Source organism: Streptomyces rectiviolaceus, from assembly GCF_039533825.1.
In the GTDB taxonomy this organism is placed as follows: Bacteria; Actinomycetota; Actinomycetes; order Streptomycetales; family Streptomycetaceae; genus Streptomyces; species Streptomyces rectiviolaceus.
The window spans coordinates 55,214-72,716 of the sequence record NZ_BAAAUG010000039.1 but is presented as its reverse complement, the minus strand read 5'-3'; the positions used below and the strand labels follow the sequence as shown (position 1 = coordinate 72,716).

Below are 17,503 nucleotides of genomic sequence, written 5' to 3'. Positions count from 1 at the left end.
GTCGCGGGCCTGACCGCCGCCCATGAGCTGGCCGAGCGCGGCTTCGCCGTCACGGTCTACGAGCGCAGGGCGCTCGGCGGCAAGGCCCGCAGCATGGACGTACCGAACAGCGCGAAGGGGAACCGGAAGCCGCTGCCGGGCGAGCACGGGTTCCGCTTCATCCCGGGGATCTACCACAACCTCCCCGACACGATGCGCCGCATCCCCTTCCCCGGGAACGCGAACGGCGTCTGGGACAACCTCGCGGCGCCGCGCGAGATGTCGTTCGCGCGCACCGGGCGCGAGGACATCCGGATGCCGATCCCCTGGCCGGGCAGCGAGCCGGAGAAGCTCACCCTGGACGACATCGCACGGGCGCTCACCGCGCTCCTCGACACCGCCTTCAACCTGCCCGCGCACGAGGTCGCGTACTTCGTGAACCGGGCCCTGGTCTTCCTCACCAGCTGCGACGAGCGCCGCGACAGCACCTGGGAGTCGACGCCCTGGTGGGAGTTCGTGCGCGCCGCGAAGATGTCGAAGGACTACCAGCGCATCCTCGCGATCGGCGTCACCCGCAACATCGTCGCCACCAAGGCCGAGGAGGCGAGCACCCGCACCGTCGGCACGCTCGGCGAGGCCTTCGTCTTCAACGCGCTCGGCCAGGGCGCGGACGGCCCGCCGGACCGGGTGCTCGACGCGCCGACGAACGAGGCGTGGATCGACCCCTGGGTGACCCATCTGAAGTCGCTCGGCGTGGAGTTCCGTATGGGCTGGGACGTGCGTCAGCTGGGCTTCGCGGGCGGCCGCATCACGAAGGCCGTCATCGAGGATCCCGACGGCGTACGCCGCGACGTCACCGCCGACCATTACATCCAGGCCATGCCGGTGGAGCACGCGCGCAAGACGTGGAGTGCGGAACTGAAGGCGGCCGACCCGCAGTTGGCACGCTGCGACAAGCTGGAGACGGACTGGATGACGGGCATCCAGTTCTATCTGACGGAGCGCCCGCCCGTGGTGAAGGGCCACTTCAACCTCATCGACTCACCCTGGTCGCTCACCGGCATCGCGCAGGCGGGCCACTGGCCGGACCGCGACTTTCCCGCGGACTACGGAGACGGCGTCGCGGTCGAGTGCCTCTCCGTGGACATCTCCGAGTGGGACAAGCCGGGGATCCTCTACGGCAAGACGGCCAAGCAGTGCACGCGCGATGAGGTCGCCAAGGAGGTGTGGGCGCAGCTCAAGGCCGCGCTCAACGACACCGGCAAGGTGGTCCTGAGCGACGGCAAGCTGCACTCGTGGTTCCTTGACCCGGGCGTCGACGGCATCGGCACGCCGAACCCGACCAACGAGGACGAGCTGCTCATCCACCCGGTCGGCACCCTCCACAACCGCCCGTCTGCCGCCACGAAGATCCCCAACCTCTACCTGGCGGGCGACTACGTGGCCGTGCCGATCGATCTCGCGACGATGGAGGGCGCCAACACGTCGGCGCGCCAGGCGGTGAACGCTCTCCTGGAGCGGGTCGGTTCGGATTCCGAACCGTGCACCGTGACCTCCCTCTTCCGCGCCCCGGCGATCGAGCTCCTCAAGCGCCACGACCGGACCCGCTACCGGCTCGGCCTGCGCAACGCCCTCGATCTGGGCTGAGGGGCCGCGGGACGGGAGAGCAGGGGCAGACGGGGTAGGAAGTCCGTATGGGAACGGCAGCGGGCGCGGGAAGACGGATACGGACACGACGCATGACGGTGGCGGCGGTGGCGGCCGTCGCCGCCTTGGGCCTGGTGCCCGGCTGCACCCTGAGCGACACCGACGGGAAGGGGCCCTCCACCGGCGAGGGCGGGCGCGTACTCGCCGTGAAGATCGACAACGTAGAGCCCGCACGCCCGCAGACGGGCCTGGAGGCGGCCGACGTCGTGTACGCGGAGCAGGTCGAGGCGGGTCTCAGCCGCCTGATGGCGGTGTACGCCACGGGCCGGCTGCCGTCCGTCATCGGACCGGTACGCAGCGCACGGGAGACGGATCTGGAGCTGCTCCGGCAGTTCGACGATCCAGCCCTCGCCTTCTCCGGGGCACAGTCGAAGCTCCTCCCGCTGATCTCGGCGGCCCCCCTGCGGCAGCTGTCGCCCGGCAAGGCTCCGGAGGACGCCTACTTCCGGAGCGGCGCCAAGCCGGCCCCGCACAACCTCTTCGTACGCCCGGACAGGCTCAACGCCGACCCGGGCAAGGGCGGCCTGGAGAGCACGGGCTTCAGCTTCGGCCCGCGGCCCAAGGGCGGCACCCCGGAACGTGAGCGCACGGTCCGCTTCCCGGCGGCGCGGTTCACCTTCACCTGGCAGGCCGCGCAGGAGCGCTGGCTGGTCTCCATGGACGGCGCGCAGGCTCGCACGGCCGGCGGAAAGTCACTGGCCGCTTCGACGGTCGTCGTGCAGTACGTGAAGGTGCGCGAGTCCCGCTTCCACGACCGCTCGGGCAACAACACGCCGTTCACCGAGACCGTCGGCTCGGGCAAGGCGCGGGTCCTGCGGGACGGCCGGGCCTACGAGGCGCTCTGGGAGCGGCCGTCCGCGCAGGACGGCACGGAGTTCACGGCAGCGGACGGCGGCGAGCAACTGCCGTTCGCGAAGGGCCAGGTGTGGGTGGTGTACGCGAAGGGGTGACTCAGGTCCTGGTGGCGGCGAGGGGCTCCGCGGGGTTTCGCAGGCCCTCCGCCGCGTCCGAGACCCGCTGGATCAGGTCGAAGAACACCGTCTGCTCGTCCGCGGAGAGCGGCCCGAGGAAGACCTGGTTCATCCGGGCCGTCCGCAGGGTCAGCTTGCGGTGCGTGCGCTTGCCCTCGTCCGTGAGGTGCAGCAGATACCGGCGGCCGTCCTGCGGGTCGCGGACCTTGTCGAGCAGTTCGCGGCGCATCAGGCGGCTGATGACCTCGGCGATGGTGGACCGGTCGAGGCCGACCCGCTCGCCGACGGTGCGCTGGTCGAGGCCCGGCTCGGCGACGAGGGCGTTCAGGACGGCGAACTGCGGCGAGGTGATCTCCTCGGAGACCATCGTGTTCCACAGCAGATAGTGCGCCTGCTGCAGACGCCGGGCCAGGTGCCCGGGGTGGGTGGTCAGGTCCACCGCGGCCATGAGTTCCTCCGTTGCGTTGCGCCTCGGACACTGTCTTGTGTCCGGGATTTCCGTAGGTGCACTGAACAGTACTCGCCCTTGACGGCTTAGGGAACGAGTGGCAGCGTAAGTTCAACCTCGTATAAATAGTCAGTGCCCTGATTAATGAGTGGGGCATCGAAGGCCTGGAAGAGATGGGGCTCGACGGATGGACAAGGTGGTGGCATCGGCCGCCGACGCGGTGGCCGATGTGGGGGACGGTTCGTCCCTGGCGGTGGGCGGGTTCGGGCTGAGCGGTGTGCCCGGCGTCCTGATCGGGGCGCTGTACGAGGCCGGTGTGTCGGGCCTGCGGGTGGTGTCCAACAACTGCGGGGCGATGGAGTCGGGCCTCGCCGTGCTGCTCTCGGCGGGCCGGATCGCGCGGGTGACCGGTTCATACATCGGCGCCAACAAGGAGTTCGCCCGCCAGTACCTGGGCGGTGAGCTCGAGGTGGAGATGATCCCGCAGGGCACGCTCGCCGAGCGGCTGCGCGCGGGAGGGTGCGGGATTCCCGCGTTCTTCACCCCTGCCGGGGTCGGCACACAGGTCGCCGAGGGCGGGCTCCCGTGGCGCTACGACGGCTCGGGCGGGGTGGCGCTCGCCTCGCCGGCCAAGGAGGTGCGGGAGTTCGACGGGGAGGAGTACGTCCTGGAGCGCGGCATCCGGACCGACTTCGCGCTGGTGCGGGCCGCCAAGGGCGACCGGCACGGGAACCTCGTGTTCAACAAGTCCACCCGCAACTTCAACCCCCTCGCAGCGATGGCCGGACGGGTCACGATCGCCGAGGTGGAGGAGCTGGTGGAGCCGGGCGAGATCGACCCCGACGCGGTACACCTGCCGGGGATCTACGTCCAGCGGGTCGTCGAGCTGACCCCGGAGCAGGCAGTGGACAAGGGCATCGAACGGCGCACGGTTTCCGCGCCCGAGGCACGAGGGACGGTGAGCGGCTGATGGCCTGGACCCGTGAGCAGATGGCCGCACGCGCCGCACACGAGCTGCGCGACGGTCAGTACGTGAACCTGGGCATCGGACTGCCCACGCTGATCCCCAACTACCTCCCCGAGGGCGTCGAGGTGGTCCTGGAGTCCGAGAACGGCATCCTCGGCGTGGGCCGGTACCCCACGGACGCCGAGGTGGACCCGGATCTGATCAACGCGGGCAAGGAGACGGTCACCGTCCGCCCCGGCGCCTCCTACTTCGACTCCGCGCTGTCCTTCGGGATGATCCGCGGCGGCCACATCGACGTCGCGGTGCTCGGCGCGATGCAGGTCTCCGCGCGCGGGGACCTGGCCAACTGGGCCATCCCCGGCAAGATGATCACGGGGATCGGCGGGGCGATGGACCTGGTGCACGGGGCGCGCACGGTGATCGTGGCGATGACCCACACCGCCAAGGACGGCTCCCCCAAGATCCTCGAGGAGTGCGCGCTGCCGCTGACCGGCCGGGCCTGCGTGAACCGGATCATCACCGACCTCGGCGTCCTTGACGTCACCGAAACCGGCCTGAAGCTCGTCGAGCTGGCCCCTGGGGTCACCACGGACGAGGTCGTCGTCAAGACCGCCGCCAAGGTCCACATCCCTGAAGGAACTCCGTCATGAGCCTGCGTGACGTCTACATCGTCGACGCCGTGCGCACCCCCGTCGGCAAGTACAACGGCGCGCTCGCGAGCGTCCGCCCGGACGACCTCGGCGCGCACGCCATCCGTGAACTCCTCGCCCGTACACCGGACTTGGACCCCTTCCGGATCGGCGACGTCTACTTCGGCAACGCGAACGGCGCGGGCGAGGAGAACCGCAACGTCGGCCGCATGGCCGCTCTGCTCGCGGGCCTGCCCGTGACCGTGCCGGGCGTGACCGTCAACCGGCTCTGCGCCTCCGGGCTCGAAGCCGTCATCCAGGCCGCGCGGGCCATCGCGCTCGGCGACGTCTCCATCGCCCTGGCCGGCGGAGTCGAGTCGATGACCCGCGCTCCCTACGTCCTGCCGAAGAGCGACCGGCCCTTCCCCGCCGGGCACACCGAGCTGTACTCCACCACTCTGGGCTGGCGCATGGTCAACCCGAGGATGGAGCCGCAGTGGACGGTCCCGCTGGGCGAGAGCGCCGAACTCGTCGCGGACAAGCACGGGATCACCCGCGAGCAGCAGGACGCGTACGCCCTCGCCTCGCACCACAAGGCGGCGCGGGCCCAGCAGGACGGCCTGTTCGACGCGGAGATCACACCGGTCGCCATTCCCCGGCGCAAGGGTGATCCCGTCCTCTTCGAACGCGACGAATGTGTACGCGCCGACGCGTCCCTGGAGGCGATGGCCAAGCTCAAGCCGTCCTTCCGTACCTCCGACGGCACCGTCACGCCCGGCAACGCGTCGCCGCTCAACGACGGCGCCGCCGCGCTGCTCCTGGTCGACGAGGAGGGCCTGAGGGCGACGGGACGCGAGCCGCTGGCGCGCGTCTCGGCGTCCGCCGTCTCCGCGATCGAGCCGCACTACTTCGGCCTCGCACCGGTCGAGGCCGTCAACCGCGCCCTCGTGAAGGCGGGCAGGTCCTTCGGCGACCTGAGCACGCTGGAGCTCAACGAGGCCTTCGCGGCACAGGTGTTGGGGTGCGTGGCCGAATGGCCCGACCTCGACCCGGCCGTCCTGAACCCCCTCGGCGGGGCGATCGCGCTCGGCCATCCGCTGGGCGCGTCCGGCGCGCGGCTCGCCGCAACCGTCGCCCATCAGCTCGCCCGGCGCGGCTCGGGGACGGGCGTCGCCACCCTCTGCATCGGCGTCGGCCAGGGCCTGGCCCTGGTGCTCGAACGCTGATCCGTCGCCCACCGTCGCCCACCAAAGCCACCACCACGCCGTACTCACGGAGCCGAGAGCCATGACCCTCACCGAACCCCTGCCCGACGGGCTGAGCCAGCAGGAGATAGACACGGAGGTCGCCAAGGCGCAGGCCGCCGCGGCGCCCGCCGACCACCCGCCGCGCGACTATCCCCCGTACCGCAGCAGCCACTTCCGCCACCCCAAGCAGCCGCTGATCCCGCTGCGCGACCCAGAGGCGGTCGAGCTGAGCGGCCCCGCGTTCGGCGTCACCGACATCACGGCGCTCGACCGCGATCTGACGCGCCAACACCTGGGCGAGCCGCTCGGCGAGCGCATCACCGTGTCCGGCCGTGTCCTGGACCGTGAAGGGCGGCCCGTGCGCGGCCAGTTGGTCGAGCTGTGGCAGGCCAACGCGTCCGGCCGCTACGCCCACCAGCTCGACCAGCACCCGGCGCCGCTCGACCCCAACTTCACGGGCTTCGGCCGCTGCCTGACCGACGACGAGGGAACGTACTCCTTCACGACGATCAAGCCGGGCGCCTACCCCTGGCGCAACCACGTCAACGCGTGGCGCCCCGCGCACATCCACTTCTCGCTCTTCGGGACTGCGTTCACGCAACGCCTGGTGACGCAGATGTACTTCCCGGGCGACCCGCTGTTCGCCTACGACCCCGTCCTGCGCTCGGTCACCGACGAGTCGGCGCGACAGCGCCTGGTCTCCGCCTACGACCACGATCTCTCCGCGCCCGAGTGGTCGCTCGGCTACCGCTGGGACATCGTCCTCGACGGTCCCTGCGCGACGCTCTTCGAGGAAGGCGACAACCACTGATGTCGTACGCTCCGACTCCCTCTCAGACGGTCGGCCCCTTCTACGGCTACGCGCTGCCCTTCCCGCGGGGCGGCGAGGTCGCTCCGGCCGGCCACCCGGACACGATCACCCTGCACGGATACGTGTACGACGGCGCGGGAAACCCCGTACCCGACGCCCTCATCGAGACCTGGCAGCCCGCTCCCGACGGCTCCCGCACGGGCGCGCCCGGATCGCTGCGGCACGACCCGGTCACGGGTGAGGTCATCGGCCGTGACGGCGTCGCGTTCACCGGGTTCGGCCGTGTCCCGACCGACGCGGACGGCCACTTCACGGTCCGTACGCTCCCGCCGGGCGGCGTCTCGTACATCGCGGTCGCCGTCTTCGCGCGCGGTCTGCTCCACCACCTGTACACGCGCGCCTACCTGGTCGACGAGCCGGGCGACGCGCTCCTCGGCTCCCTCGACCCGGCGCGGCGCGCGACGCTGGTCACCCGCCCCGAGTCGCACCGCACGTACCGTTTCGACATCCGCCTTCAGGGCGAGGGCGAAACGGTGTTCCTGGAGTTCCAGTGAGTCTTGAAGGTACGGACGTCGGTCTGCTCGCCCCCGGGCGAGCGGGCTCGCCCGCCGAAGCCGCGACGGGCGACACCGCCTTCCTGCGGGCGATGCTGGACGCGGAGGCGGCGCTGACGCGTGCTCAGGCGGAGGTGGGCCTGGCCCCGGCGGATGCGGCCACGGCCGTCACTACTGCGGCCCGCGCCGATCGCTTCGACGTACGCGACATCGCGCTCCGCGCGCGGGGCGGCGGCAATCCGGTGATCCCGCTGGTCGCGGACCTGACGGCCGCGGTGTCCGCGGAGGCGGCGCCGTACGTCCATCGGGGGGCGACGAGCCAGGACATCATGGACACGGCCATGATGCTGGTCGCGCGGCGCACGCTGGACCTGATCCTGACGGACCTGACCCGCACGGAGGCGGCGCTGGCCCGCCTCGCGTCGGAACACCGGGACACGGTGATGCCGGGCCGCACCCTGACACAGCACGCGGTGCCGACGACGTTCGGGCTCAAGGCGGCGGGCTGGCGCGCGCTGATCCTCGACGCGCGGGACAGGGCGCGGGCGGTGCGTGACGCGCTTCCGGTCCAACTAGGCGGCGCTGCGGGCACGTTGGCTGCCTTCGCGGCGTACGCGGGCAGCGGCCGCCCGGCGGGGGCGGATTCGGCGAAGGCGGGTTCGGCCAACGCCGGCTCGGCGAACGAGGACTCGGTCGCCCCTGGCTCGGCGAAGACGGACTCAGTCGACCCTGGCTCGGCGAAGACGGACTCGGCGAAGGCCAGTCCGGCAGAGACAGGCCCGGCAGATCCAGGCTCGGCAGGTGCAGGCCCGGCGAAGGCCGGCCCCGCGAAAGCGGACACGGCCAATACCGGCTCGGCAGAGGTCGGCCCGGCGAACGCGGACACGGCCAACACCGGCTCGGCGAAGACCGGCTCGACCAACGCGGGCGCGGCGAACGCGGGCGCGGCGAAGACCGGCTCGGCGAACGCGGGCGCGGCTAAGGACGGCTCGGCGGCGGGTGGGCTTGGGGAGGGCCTCGTTGCGGCCTACGCACGCCAGCTGCGGCTGGCCGAGCCCGCTCTCCCCTGGCACACGCTGCGCACGCCGGTCGCCGACCTCGCCTCCGCCCTCGCCTTCACCGCCGGGGCCCTGGGCAAGGCGGCCACGGACATCCTCACTCTCAGCCGGACCGAGCTCGGTGAACTCTCCGAGGGAGCAGGGGGCGGCTCCTCCGCCATGCCACACAAGGCGAACCCCGTACGCTCCACCCTCGTCGCGGCCGCCGCCCGCCGCGTCCCCGCCCTGGCGGCGACGCTCCACGCGTCGATGGCCGCCGAGGACGAACGCCCGGCGGGCGCCTGGCACGCGGAGTGGGAGGCCCTGCGCGACCTCCTCCGCACGGTCGGCGGCGCGAGCCACCACGCGGCGGAACTCACCGAGAACCTCCGGGTCCACCCGGAGGCGATGCGCGAACACCTCACGCTCACCCACGGGTTGATCGTCTCCGAACGCCTCACGGCAGAGCTGACACCCCTCCTGGGCCGGGCCCGCGCGAAGGAGCTCCTCACATCGGCGGCCCGCCGCACCCGCGACGAGGGCAGGTCCCTCGCGGAGGTCCTGGCCGAAGAGGCCGACCTGTCGGCCGTCGACCTCACCGAACTCACCGACCCCACCCGTTACACCGGCTCCGCCGGAGCCCTCACGGACCGAGCCCTGGAGCGACGATGACCGCCAAGCTGCCGCACCACACCACCGAGGGCGCACCGACCGCGCCCCCTCTTCTCCTCGGCTCGTCCGTCGGCACGTCCACCGCGCTGTGGGACGCCGTGGCGCCCGAACTCTCCACCACCCACCGGGTCATACGCTGGGACCTGCCCGGTCACGGCAAGTCCCCCGCCGAGCTGATCGGCCCGGGAGCGACCGTCGCCGACCTGGCCGCACTCGTCCTGGCGCTCGCCGACTCCCTCGGCATCGACCGCTTCGCGTACGCGGGTGTCTCCCTCGGCGGCGCCGTCGGCCTGCACCTGGCCGCGCACCACCCGGAGCGCGTGGAGAGCCTCGCCGTGATCTGCTCGTCGGCGCACTTCGGCGGCAGCGCACGCTGGGAGGAGCGCGCGGCGCTCGTGCGCCGCGACGGCCTCGCCGCCCTCGCCGAAAGCGCGCCGGACCGCTGGTTCACCCCCGGGTTCACGGTCCCCGGCCTGGTGGACGACCACCGGAACACCGACCCGGGCGCGTACGCAGCGTGCTGCGACGCGCTCGCGGCGTACGACATCAGGGAGTCGCTGGCGACGATCACCGCGCCCACGCTCGTCGTCGCGGGCCGCGAGGACCCGGCGACGCCGCCCGCCCACGCACGCGAGATCGCCGACGCGGTGCCGGGCGCATCCCTCACGGAGCTGGCGGGCGCCTCGCACCTGGCGCCCGCGGAGCGACCGGAGGCCGTGATCGCCGCGCTGCGCACGCACTTGACGGGAGCGGCCGCGAGCGGGATGGCTGTGCGGCGAGCCGTCCTGGGTGACGCACATGTGGACCGGGCGCAAGAGAGCACGACGCCCTTCACGGCCCGTTTCCAGGACTTCATCTCCCGCTACGCCTGGGGCGAGATCTGGACCGACCCCACCCTCGCTCACCGTGAACGCAGCATGATCACCATGACCGCCCTGGTCGCGCACGGGCACTACGACGAGCTGGCCATGCATGTCCGGGCGGCCCGCCGCAACGGTCTCACGCCCGAGGAGATCGGCGCGGTGCTGCTCCAGACGGCCGTCTACTGCGGTGTCCCGGCGGCCAACTCGGCGTTCGCGGTGGCACAGCGGGTCCTCGCGGAGGAATAGCGGGTCACGGCACCCTTTAGGCTGCTGCTGATCAGGGGGATCAGGGGATCAGGGCTCAGGGGAACCGGGGGGGCAAGAGGCGATGCACGACGCGACTGAGGTGTTCCAGGCGTTGCAGGCGGACGATCCGCCCGTGGTGGCCGGTTACCGTCTCGCCGCCCGGATCGGCGCGGGAGGCATGGGCCGCGTCTATCTGTCGCACACGCAGGGCGGCCGACCGGTCGCGATCAAGGTCGTACGGCCCGAGCTGGCCGACGATCCGGCCTTCCGGCGGCGGTTCAGCCGGGAGATAAAGGCGGCCAAGCGGGTCCGGGGCGCCTACACGGCCGAACTGATCGACGCCGACGCGGACGGCGTACCGCCCTGGCTCGCCACGCTGTACGTGCCCGGGCCCTCGTTGTCGGACGCAGTCGCCCGGCGCGGACCGCTGCCGGTACCGGCGGTGCTGTGGCTGATGGCTGGGGTCGCCGAGGCGCTGCAGGCCATCCACGGTGCGGGAATCGTCCACCGGGACCTGAAGCCGTCGAACGTGCTGCTCGCCGCCGACGGGCCGCGCGTGATCGACTTCGGCATCTCGCTGACCTCCGGCGCCACGTCCGCGTACACAGCCACGGGTGGCGCCGTCGGCACGCCCCAGTTCATGGCTCCCGAGCAGGCGTCCGCGGGCCAGGTCACGGCGGCCACCGATGTCTTCGCGCTCGGCCAGACAGCCGCGTTCGCGGCACTGGGCGAGCCGCTGTACGGGGACGGGCCCTCGGTCAGCGTGCTGTATCGGATCGTGCACTCGGAGCCCGACCTGTCCCTGCTGCCCGCGCAGCTCCGGCCGCTGTTCGCCCGGTGCCTGGCCGCCGATCCGGCACAGCGGGCCACCCCGGCGGAGATCGTCGAGTGGTGCAGGCAGCGGCTCGGCCGGGACGCCGACGCAGGCGGGGGACCGGCCGTCTGGCGGGAGGTCACGGGACCGGAGGTGAGGGTTCCGGCCCCGCTCCCCCACCCCACCCCCGTACACACGCTGCCGTTGTTCGCGCCGCCGCAACCGACCGTGCCCACTGGGGCGAACGAGCGGCGGGCCCGCCGAAGACGCAACGCGCTCATCACGGCCATCGTGACGGGGAGCGCGCTGCTGGTGATGGGCCTGACGTGGACGGTCATGGACGCGACGGACCTGCTCCGCAACCGGGACACGTCCTCGAAGTCCGGTTCGGAGGCGTCCGCACGGGGGGCGGGGTCCACGTCAGGATCCACGTCAGGATCCACGTCGGGATCCACGTCGGGATCCGGTGCGGCCTCAGGGTCCGGCGAGAACGCGAGAACGGATGAGAACTCAGGGTCTGGTGAGGGCTCGGGGGCGGGTGACAAGAGCGGCCAGAAGCCTGACGCGTCGCGCCCCTCCTCGAACGCGTCCACTCCGCCACGCGCCATCGCGTACCCCCAGGAGTGGTTCGACGAGAAGAACTCCGTGAGCCTCAGGGAGCCGGTCGACCGCAAGGACCGCAAGGGCGACATCCGCTTCGTCTGCGGGGAGACCTGCGCGCTGGAGAGCGACAAGAGCATGTTCACCATGCTGTACAGCAAGCCAGGAGCCACCCTCGATTCGTGCCGCATCGCCCTCAAGGGCGCCGACAGCCACGACCTCCCGCTGGCCGCGGTGGCGGCCGGCAGCGAGATCTGCGTGAAGCACCCCTCCGGGGACATCGCCCTGCTCGTGGTCCAGGTGAAGTCGACCGCGCTGCCGAAGGGCGGATTCAGCTTCCTGACCGCGGACATGACGGTCTGGCGAGCGTCCTAGGAGTGGCGGTGAACGCCTAGGTGGCGCTCCGCTCGCTCGCCTCGCGGTACCGCCGCTCCATCTCGTCGATGTACGCGTCGTCGCCGGGACGCCCCGCCCGCAGCAGGCGCCACCACTGATCGATGCTCCAATTGGCCGGTTCCGTCGCCCCGATGAACTCCTCGACCAGCGAGAGGAAGCGCACGGGATCGGTGTGAAAAGGGAAGTGCCCGGCCCCAGGGAAGATTTCGAGGCGGCTGCCGGGCATCGCCTCGTGTGCGGTGAACGCGTGGTCGACCGGTAGGACACCGTCCCGGTCGCCCCAGACGAGGAGCGTCGGCATGCCCTGCGCGAGGTAGCAGCGGTCCAGCATGGTGACCACCTGGCCGCGCCAGTCGACGACGGACCGCAGCGTGCGGATGAACGCGGCCCGCGCCCACACGTCCGGCAGCGCGTCGACCAGGCCCATCAACTCCGGCGCGTCCCGCCCGAGACCGGTGTCGAGCAGCCGGAGCAACGCGACGACCGCCCGCACCGGCAGGTCGGCGCCGGGCAGTCCGAGCAGGGAGAGCAGCAGTGCGGCCCCGGGCAGCGAGACGCCCCGCAGCACGGGGGTGACCTGCGGGCCGACGCCTCCCGTGCTCACCAGGACGAGCCGGTCGACGCGCTCGGGGAACTGGTAGGCGAACTGCATCGCGACACCGCCGCCGAACGAGTGCCCGACGAGGGTGACCCGCTCGACGCCGAGCACGCCGAGCAGATCCCGGACTCCGTTGGCGTACGCGGCCACCGAGTAGTCGGCCCGCGGCTTCTCGGACGCGCCGTGGCCGAGCAGGTCGGGGGCGATGACCATGTGGGTGCGGGCGAGTTGGGGGATCAGTGGGGACCACGTCGCCGATGAGTCGCCGATGCCGTGGATCAGCAGAATCGCCGGTCCCTCACCGGCGACGCGGTACGCGCGCCGGTAGCCGTGCACGGTACGGAACCGCAGGGCGGCCCCGCTCTCGTCGTCGGTGGGAAGCCGCCTGGGCTGGAAGGGCAGGATCCGCGCCATGGGCCGGAGTGTAGGTGGGCGGCGCGGTGGGGTGGTTTCGGAAGGGTTTCGAGTGGCGCAATTCGGGCGCACCGCCGCGAAGTCACGCGGCGGCGTAGTACCCCAGGAACAGGTCGACACCCGTCACGACCAGACGGTCCGTCAGGTCGTCGCTGATGTCGGTTCCGTACAGACCGAAGACCAGGTGCGGGAAGACCAGCAGGGAGTAGAGCTGGATGACCGCCGCCTCCATGTCCGGGATGGTGAGCCGTCCCCGCTCGGCGAGTTCGCGCAACGCGCCCGCGACCGCGGGGTGATGGCTCTCCGGACCGTGCTGCCCCCAGGCCTTGCCGAGCGACGGGAAGCGGTGGATCTCCCGGGCCACCAGGTGGCGCAGCGCGTTCGCCTCCTGGTCGGTGCGGACGGCGTCGACCCAGACGCGGGCGGCGTTCAGGAACGCCTCGCGCAGGTCGTCCGCCTCGGTGAGGCCGTCGAGTGCGGCGACCGATGACGAGGAGGCGAGGGGTTCGTCGAGTGCGCCCGCGATCACCGCGATGAACAGCGCCTCCTTGTTGCCGAAGTGGTTGTAGACGGTCACCTTGGACACGCCCGCCTCGGCCGCGATGGCGTCCATGCCGACGCCGAAGCCCTCACGCAGGAACAGCGAGCGGGCCGCCAGGACGATCGCCTCGCGCTTGCGCTCCGCGCGCGGGCCCGTGGGGCCCGTGGGGCCCGTGCTTCTTGCCTCGCCGCTTCCCTCATTTCGCATGCGCCGCACTTTACCAGCGAACTGAACTGAACAGTTGAGTTCATATGAACTAGTCAGTACAGTTCAGATGCCTGCCCCCGCCCCTGCCCCTTCGCCTTGCCCTTCTCCTTCTCCTTCCAAGGACCTGCCATGACGCATCCCCACCCGACCCCGGCCTCCGCGCCCCACGCGGACGCGCCACCTCCCACCGGCCCACGCCCCTGGTCGGCGCTCACGCTGCTGTGCGTCGCCCAGTTCATGCTGGTGCTCGATGTGACCGTCGTGAACGTCGCGCTGCCGAGCATGGCCGCCGACCTCGACCTCGGCCGCACCGCGCTGACCTGGGTCGTCACCTCCTACACACTCTGCTTCGGCGGCCTGATGCTGCTCGGCGGGCGGCTCGCGGACGTCCTCGGGGCGCGCCGCACCCTGCTCGCGGGCCTCGCCCTGTTCACCGCCGCCTCACTCATGACCGGCCTCGCATCGGGCCCGGCGACGCTCCTCGCGGGCCGTACCGCGCAGGGGGTCGGGGCCGCGCTGCTCTCCCCCGCCGCCCTGGCGATCGTCACCACGACCTTCCACGGCCGTGACCGGCACCGTGCGCTGGGCGTGTGGTCGGCGATCGGCGGTGCGGGCGCGGCGATCGGCGTCCTGCTCGGCGGTGTCCTGACCGACGGCCCGGGCTGGGAGTGGATCTTCTACGTCAACGTGCCCATCGGGGCGGCCCTGCTGCTCGCCCTGCCCGCCGTCGTCCCCGCGCGCGCACCCCGGCCCGCCCGACTCGACGTCCCCGGTGCGCTGCTCGTCACCGCCGGCACGGGCTCGCTCATCTACGGCCTGGTCGCGGCGGGCGACACGGGCTGGTCGGACCCTCGGACGCTGGTTCCGGTGGCCGCCGCGGCGGTGGCCTACGGAGCGTTCGCCGTCGTCGAGCGGGCACAGCGCACACCGCTGATCGACCTGGCCGTCCTGCGGCGCCGGCCCGTGGTGGCGGGCTCGTATCTGATGCTGGTCGCAACGGCGTTGCTGATCTCGCTGTTCTTCCTGGGGTCGGTGTTCCTCCAGGAGGTACGCGGCTACAGCGCCCTCAGGACCGGGGTGCTGTTCCTGCCGGTGGCCGTGGCCACGGTGGTCGGCGCGCACCTGGGCGGACGGTTCGTGGGCAAGCTCGGGGCCCGGCCCACGGCTGCCGTGGGGCTCGCGCTCGCGGGGCTCGGCACCGGTCTGCTCACCGGCGCCGGGCCGGACGGCAACGCGTGGGCGAGTGTCGCGCCGGGCATGTCCCTGGCCGCGCTCGGCCTCGGTTCGGTGTTCGTGGCGGCCACCACCACCGCGCTGGGCTTCATCGCCCACGAGGAGGCGGGCGTCGCGTCCGGTGTCGTCAACACCTTCCACGAGGTGGGGGGATCCATCGGCGTGGCCGTGGTCTCGACGGTCGCAGCCGCGGGGATCGAGGGCGGGACCGGCGGAGGCTTCACGGACGCGTTCACGGTGTGGGCCGTGGCCACCGCGGTCAGCGCCTCCGCCACGTTCGCACTCGTACCGCGCGGCAAGCCGCTGCTGACCGGCGGGCCGCACGTGCACTGACGTGCACCGACCTCGGCGGGCGGGGCCCACCCGCCCCGTCCGCCCCGCCCGCACCGCCACCTTTCCGCCGCCGCCCGCCGCCCGCCGCCCGCACAAACGCGCCACGTACGTCTGATCGAAGGGTGGCTATCGCGTCATGTCACCACCTGGTCACCTGGGTGACACATCTGGCGGGTTAAGTTACTTGGTGACCATGCGAGTTACGTAGCCACGTGAGGACTTTGCCACTGTGACGGGAGCCGGAGTGCGCGGGCGGGTGCTGCCCGCGGCGCTGATCGCCGTGCTCCTGGTGATCGTCCAGTTCTTCGCGCACGGGGTCAACGAACCCACGACCGGCGCGGAGTCCCGTACGCCACCGGCCACGGCCCCGTACGCGCAGTGCGGCGACGACACGCACCCGGGAGAGACTTCCGAGCGCTTCCGGGCCCGCGGCCGGCCGCACTGCCGTGACCTCACCCCCGCCACGGCTCCCCGGCTCCACGCCCGTACGGACGCGACCACGACCGTGGACGACGGCACGCGCGCGCAGCGCCCCGTTGCCGTCGCCCACCACGAGTCGAGACCCGCGGGCCGCGAACTACCCGCCCTCCTCCAGGTCTTCCGCTGCTGATCGGCCCCTCCGGCGCGGCCACGCCGCCAGGCCCTCCTGCCTGACACCTCCGCCGGCCGGACCCGAACACCGGTCCACGTCACACCGATGCGCCCCCCACGGCGCTCAGGAGTCAACCGACATGCAGCCTTCCCATGCCTCCGTACTCGACCGCGCCCGATCCCTGTTCAGGGCCCCCGACGGCGCGCGGCACGATTTCGCCGCCTCCGTAGTCGTCTTCCTCGTCGCCCTGCCCCTGTGCGTGGGCGTGGCCGTCGCCTCCGGGGTACCCGCCGAACTCGGCCTGATCACCGGCATCGTCGGCGGTCTCGTCACCGGCCTGCTGCCCGGCAGCAGCCTCCAGGTCAGTGGTCCCGCCGCGGGACTCACCGTCCTCGTCTACGAAGCCGTCCAGGAGTACGGCATCGCCGCGCTCGGCGCCCTCGTGCTCGCCGCCGGGATCCTCCAGCTGGCCATGGGCTTCCTCCGGCTCGGCCGTTTCTTCCGCGCCATCTCCGTGGCCGTCGTCGAGGGCATGCTCGCCGGCATCGGACTCGTCCTGATCGCCGGGCAGTTGTACGCCATGGCGGACCGCGAAGCCCCCGCGAGCGGCCTCGGCAAGATCGCCGGGCTGCCGGGGTTGCTCACCGGGATGATCGGCTCGGAGCGCGCGCTGACCGCCTTCGGGCTCGGCACGGTCACCATCGCCGTGCTCGTCTTCTGGCGCAGGCTCCCCGCGAAGGTCCGCGTGGTGCCTGCGCCCCTCGCCGCCGTCGCGCTCGCCACGGGCGCCACGCTGCTCTTCTCCCTGCCGGTGGCCACGGTTGAGGTGCAGGGGCTCGTCGAGGCGGTGCGGATGCCGGACGCCGCCGCCTTCGGGGATCTCATGAGTCTCGGCGCCATCGGCACCGTCCTCGCGTTCGCCCTGATCGCGTCGGCGGAGAGCCTGTTCAGCGCGGCCGCGGTGGACCGGCTGCACGACGGTCCGCGCACGTCGTACGACAAGGAACTGATCGCGCAGGGCGCGGGCAACACCGTGTGCGGGCTGCTCGGCGCCCTGCCGATGACCGCCGTCATCGTCCGCAGCGCGGCCAACGTGCAGGCGGGCGCGCGGACGAAGGCGTCCCGCGTCCTGCACGGCGTCTGGCTGCTCCTCTTCGCGGCGCTGCTGCCCGCCGCGCTCGGCCTGATCCCGGTCGCGGCGCTCGCGGGTGTCCTCGTGCACGCGGGCTGCAAGCTCGTCCCCGTACGGCAGTTGGCCGAGCTGTGGCGCGAACACCGCGGTGAGGCGGTCGTCCTGGCCGTGACGGCCGCGGCGATCGTCACGGTGAGCATGTTCGAGGGCGTCCTCATCGGCCTCGCCCTCGCCGTCATAAAGACCGCGTGGGAGACGTCGCACGTGCATGTGGAGGTCGTCGACAAGGGCGCGGGCCCGATCCGCGTCCACCTGTCGGGCAACGCCACGTTCCTGCGCCTCCCCAAGATGCTGGACGCGCTTGAGGCGCTGCCCCAGGACCGCCCGATCGAGCTCGATCTCACGGGGCTGCGGCACCTGGACCACGCGTGCCGTACGTCCCTTGAGAACTGGGCGGCGCGGCACAGTGCGGAAGGCACCGATCCGGTGCGGGTGGCGTCCGGGGCCTGACT

General features: G+C 72.0%; 16 protein-coding genes. 13 read left to right on the top strand and 3 right to left on the bottom strand.

The window, feature by feature from the left end:
• Together ABD378_RS13435 and ABD378_RS13430 are read left to right on the top strand one after the other, a co-directional pair.
• Window positions 1-1,626: hydroxysqualene dehydroxylase (locus ABD378_RS13435; protein ID WP_344520940.1), on the top strand; the 1,626-nt coding region annotated here is incomplete at its 5' end.
• A 92-nt stretch (window positions 1,627-1,718) separates the two neighbouring features.
• A complete protein-coding gene (locus ABD378_RS13430) occupies window positions 1,719-2,636 on the top strand; it encodes a DUF3048 domain-containing protein (RefSeq protein WP_344520938.1) in 918 nt (305 codons plus the stop codon).
• A 1-nt stretch (window position 2,637) separates the two neighbouring features.
• On the opposite strand, the gene ABD378_RS13425 is transcribed toward ABD378_RS13430, so the two are convergent.
• The gene (locus ABD378_RS13425; RefSeq protein ID WP_344520937.1) at window positions 2,638-3,105 is read right to left on the bottom strand and encodes a MarR family winged helix-turn-helix transcriptional regulator; all 468 of its coding nucleotides are present in this window, start codon (window positions 3,103-3,105) and stop codon (window positions 2,638-2,640) included.
• 187 nt (window positions 3,106-3,292) lie between these two features.
• Here ABD378_RS13425 and ABD378_RS13420 point away from each other — a divergent pair, with 187 nt between their 5' ends.
• From ABD378_RS13420 to ABD378_RS13385, 8 genes are all read left to right on the top strand, one after another.
• On the top strand, window positions 3,293-4,075 hold the full coding sequence (locus ABD378_RS13420; protein ID WP_344520936.1) for a CoA transferase subunit A: 783 nt from the start codon (window positions 3,293-3,295) through the stop codon (window positions 4,073-4,075).
• On the top strand, window positions 4,075-4,722 hold the full coding sequence (locus ABD378_RS13415) for a CoA transferase subunit B (RefSeq protein WP_344520935.1): 648 nt from the start codon (window positions 4,075-4,077) through the stop codon (window positions 4,720-4,722). Before ABD378_RS13420 ends, ABD378_RS13415 begins: the two co-directional genes overlap by 1 nt.
• 2 nt (window positions 4,723-4,724) lie before the next feature.
• Window positions 4,725-5,927, top strand: coding sequence for a thiolase family protein (locus ABD378_RS13410; RefSeq protein WP_344520944.1), 1,203 nt, complete (start codon window positions 4,725-4,727; stop codon window positions 5,925-5,927).
• A 61-nt stretch (window positions 5,928-5,988) separates the two neighbouring features.
• On the top strand, window positions 5,989-6,759 hold the full coding sequence (pcaH, locus tag ABD378_RS13405) for a protocatechuate 3,4-dioxygenase subunit beta (protein ID WP_344520933.1): 771 nt from the start codon (window positions 5,989-5,991) through the stop codon (window positions 6,757-6,759).
• Window positions 6,759-7,313, top strand: coding sequence for a protocatechuate 3,4-dioxygenase subunit alpha (gene pcaG / locus ABD378_RS13400; protein WP_344520932.1), 555 nt, complete (start codon window positions 6,759-6,761; stop codon window positions 7,311-7,313). Before pcaH ends, pcaG begins: the two co-directional genes overlap by 1 nt.
• A gap of 92 nt (window positions 7,314-7,405) precedes the next feature.
• Window positions 7,406-9,022, top strand: coding sequence for a lyase family protein (locus ABD378_RS13395; RefSeq protein WP_425583836.1), 1,617 nt, complete (start codon window positions 7,406-7,408; stop codon window positions 9,020-9,022).
• Window positions 9,019-10,131 (top strand): bifunctional 3-oxoadipate enol-lactonase/4-carboxymuconolactone decarboxylase PcaDC, encoded by a 1,113-nt coding sequence (gene pcaDC, locus ABD378_RS13390; protein ID WP_344520929.1) that lies wholly within the window; start codon window positions 9,019-9,021, stop codon window positions 10,129-10,131. The genes ABD378_RS13395 and pcaDC overlap by 4 nt, the downstream gene beginning before the upstream one ends.
• Before the next feature lie 82 nt (window positions 10,132-10,213).
• Window positions 10,214-11,920: a serine/threonine-protein kinase gene (locus ABD378_RS13385; RefSeq protein WP_344520928.1), complete on the top strand. Its 1,707-nt coding sequence runs from the start codon at window positions 10,214-10,216 to the stop codon at window positions 11,918-11,920.
• A 16-nt stretch (window positions 11,921-11,936) separates the two neighbouring features.
• On the opposite strand, the gene ABD378_RS13380 is transcribed toward ABD378_RS13385, so the two are convergent.
• Entirely contained in the window at window positions 11,937-12,953 is a 1,017-nt protein-coding gene (locus ABD378_RS13380) for an alpha/beta fold hydrolase (RefSeq protein WP_344520927.1), read from the bottom strand.
• An 82-nt stretch (window positions 12,954-13,035) separates the two neighbouring features.
• Complete coding sequence (locus ABD378_RS13375) at window positions 13,036-13,701, bottom strand: TetR/AcrR family transcriptional regulator (protein ID WP_344520926.1); 666 nt, start codon at window positions 13,699-13,701, stop codon at window positions 13,036-13,038.
• A gap of 129 nt (window positions 13,702-13,830) precedes the next feature.
• Between ABD378_RS13375 and ABD378_RS13370 the strand changes: the two genes are divergently transcribed.
• The 3 genes from ABD378_RS13370 to ABD378_RS13360 all read left to right on the top strand — a co-directional run bounded on the left by ABD378_RS13370 (window position 13,831) and on the right by ABD378_RS13360 (window position 17,501).
• Window positions 13,831-15,267 carry an MFS transporter gene (locus ABD378_RS13370; RefSeq protein WP_344520925.1) on the top strand — a complete coding sequence of 479 codons (1,437 nt, stop codon included), beginning with the start codon at window positions 13,831-13,833 and terminating at the stop codon, window positions 15,265-15,267.
• Window positions 15,268-15,496: 229 nt separating this feature from the next.
• Window positions 15,497-15,877, top strand: a complete 381-nt coding sequence (locus tag ABD378_RS13365; protein ID WP_344520924.1) for a hypothetical protein — start codon at window positions 15,497-15,499, stop codon at window positions 15,875-15,877.
• Window positions 15,878-15,998: 121 nt separating this feature from the next.
• Window positions 15,999-17,501, top strand: coding sequence for a SulP family inorganic anion transporter (locus tag ABD378_RS13360; protein ID WP_344520923.1), 1,503 nt, complete (start codon window positions 15,999-16,001; stop codon window positions 17,499-17,501).
• The last annotated feature ends 2 nt before the right edge of the window (window positions 17,502-17,503 follow it).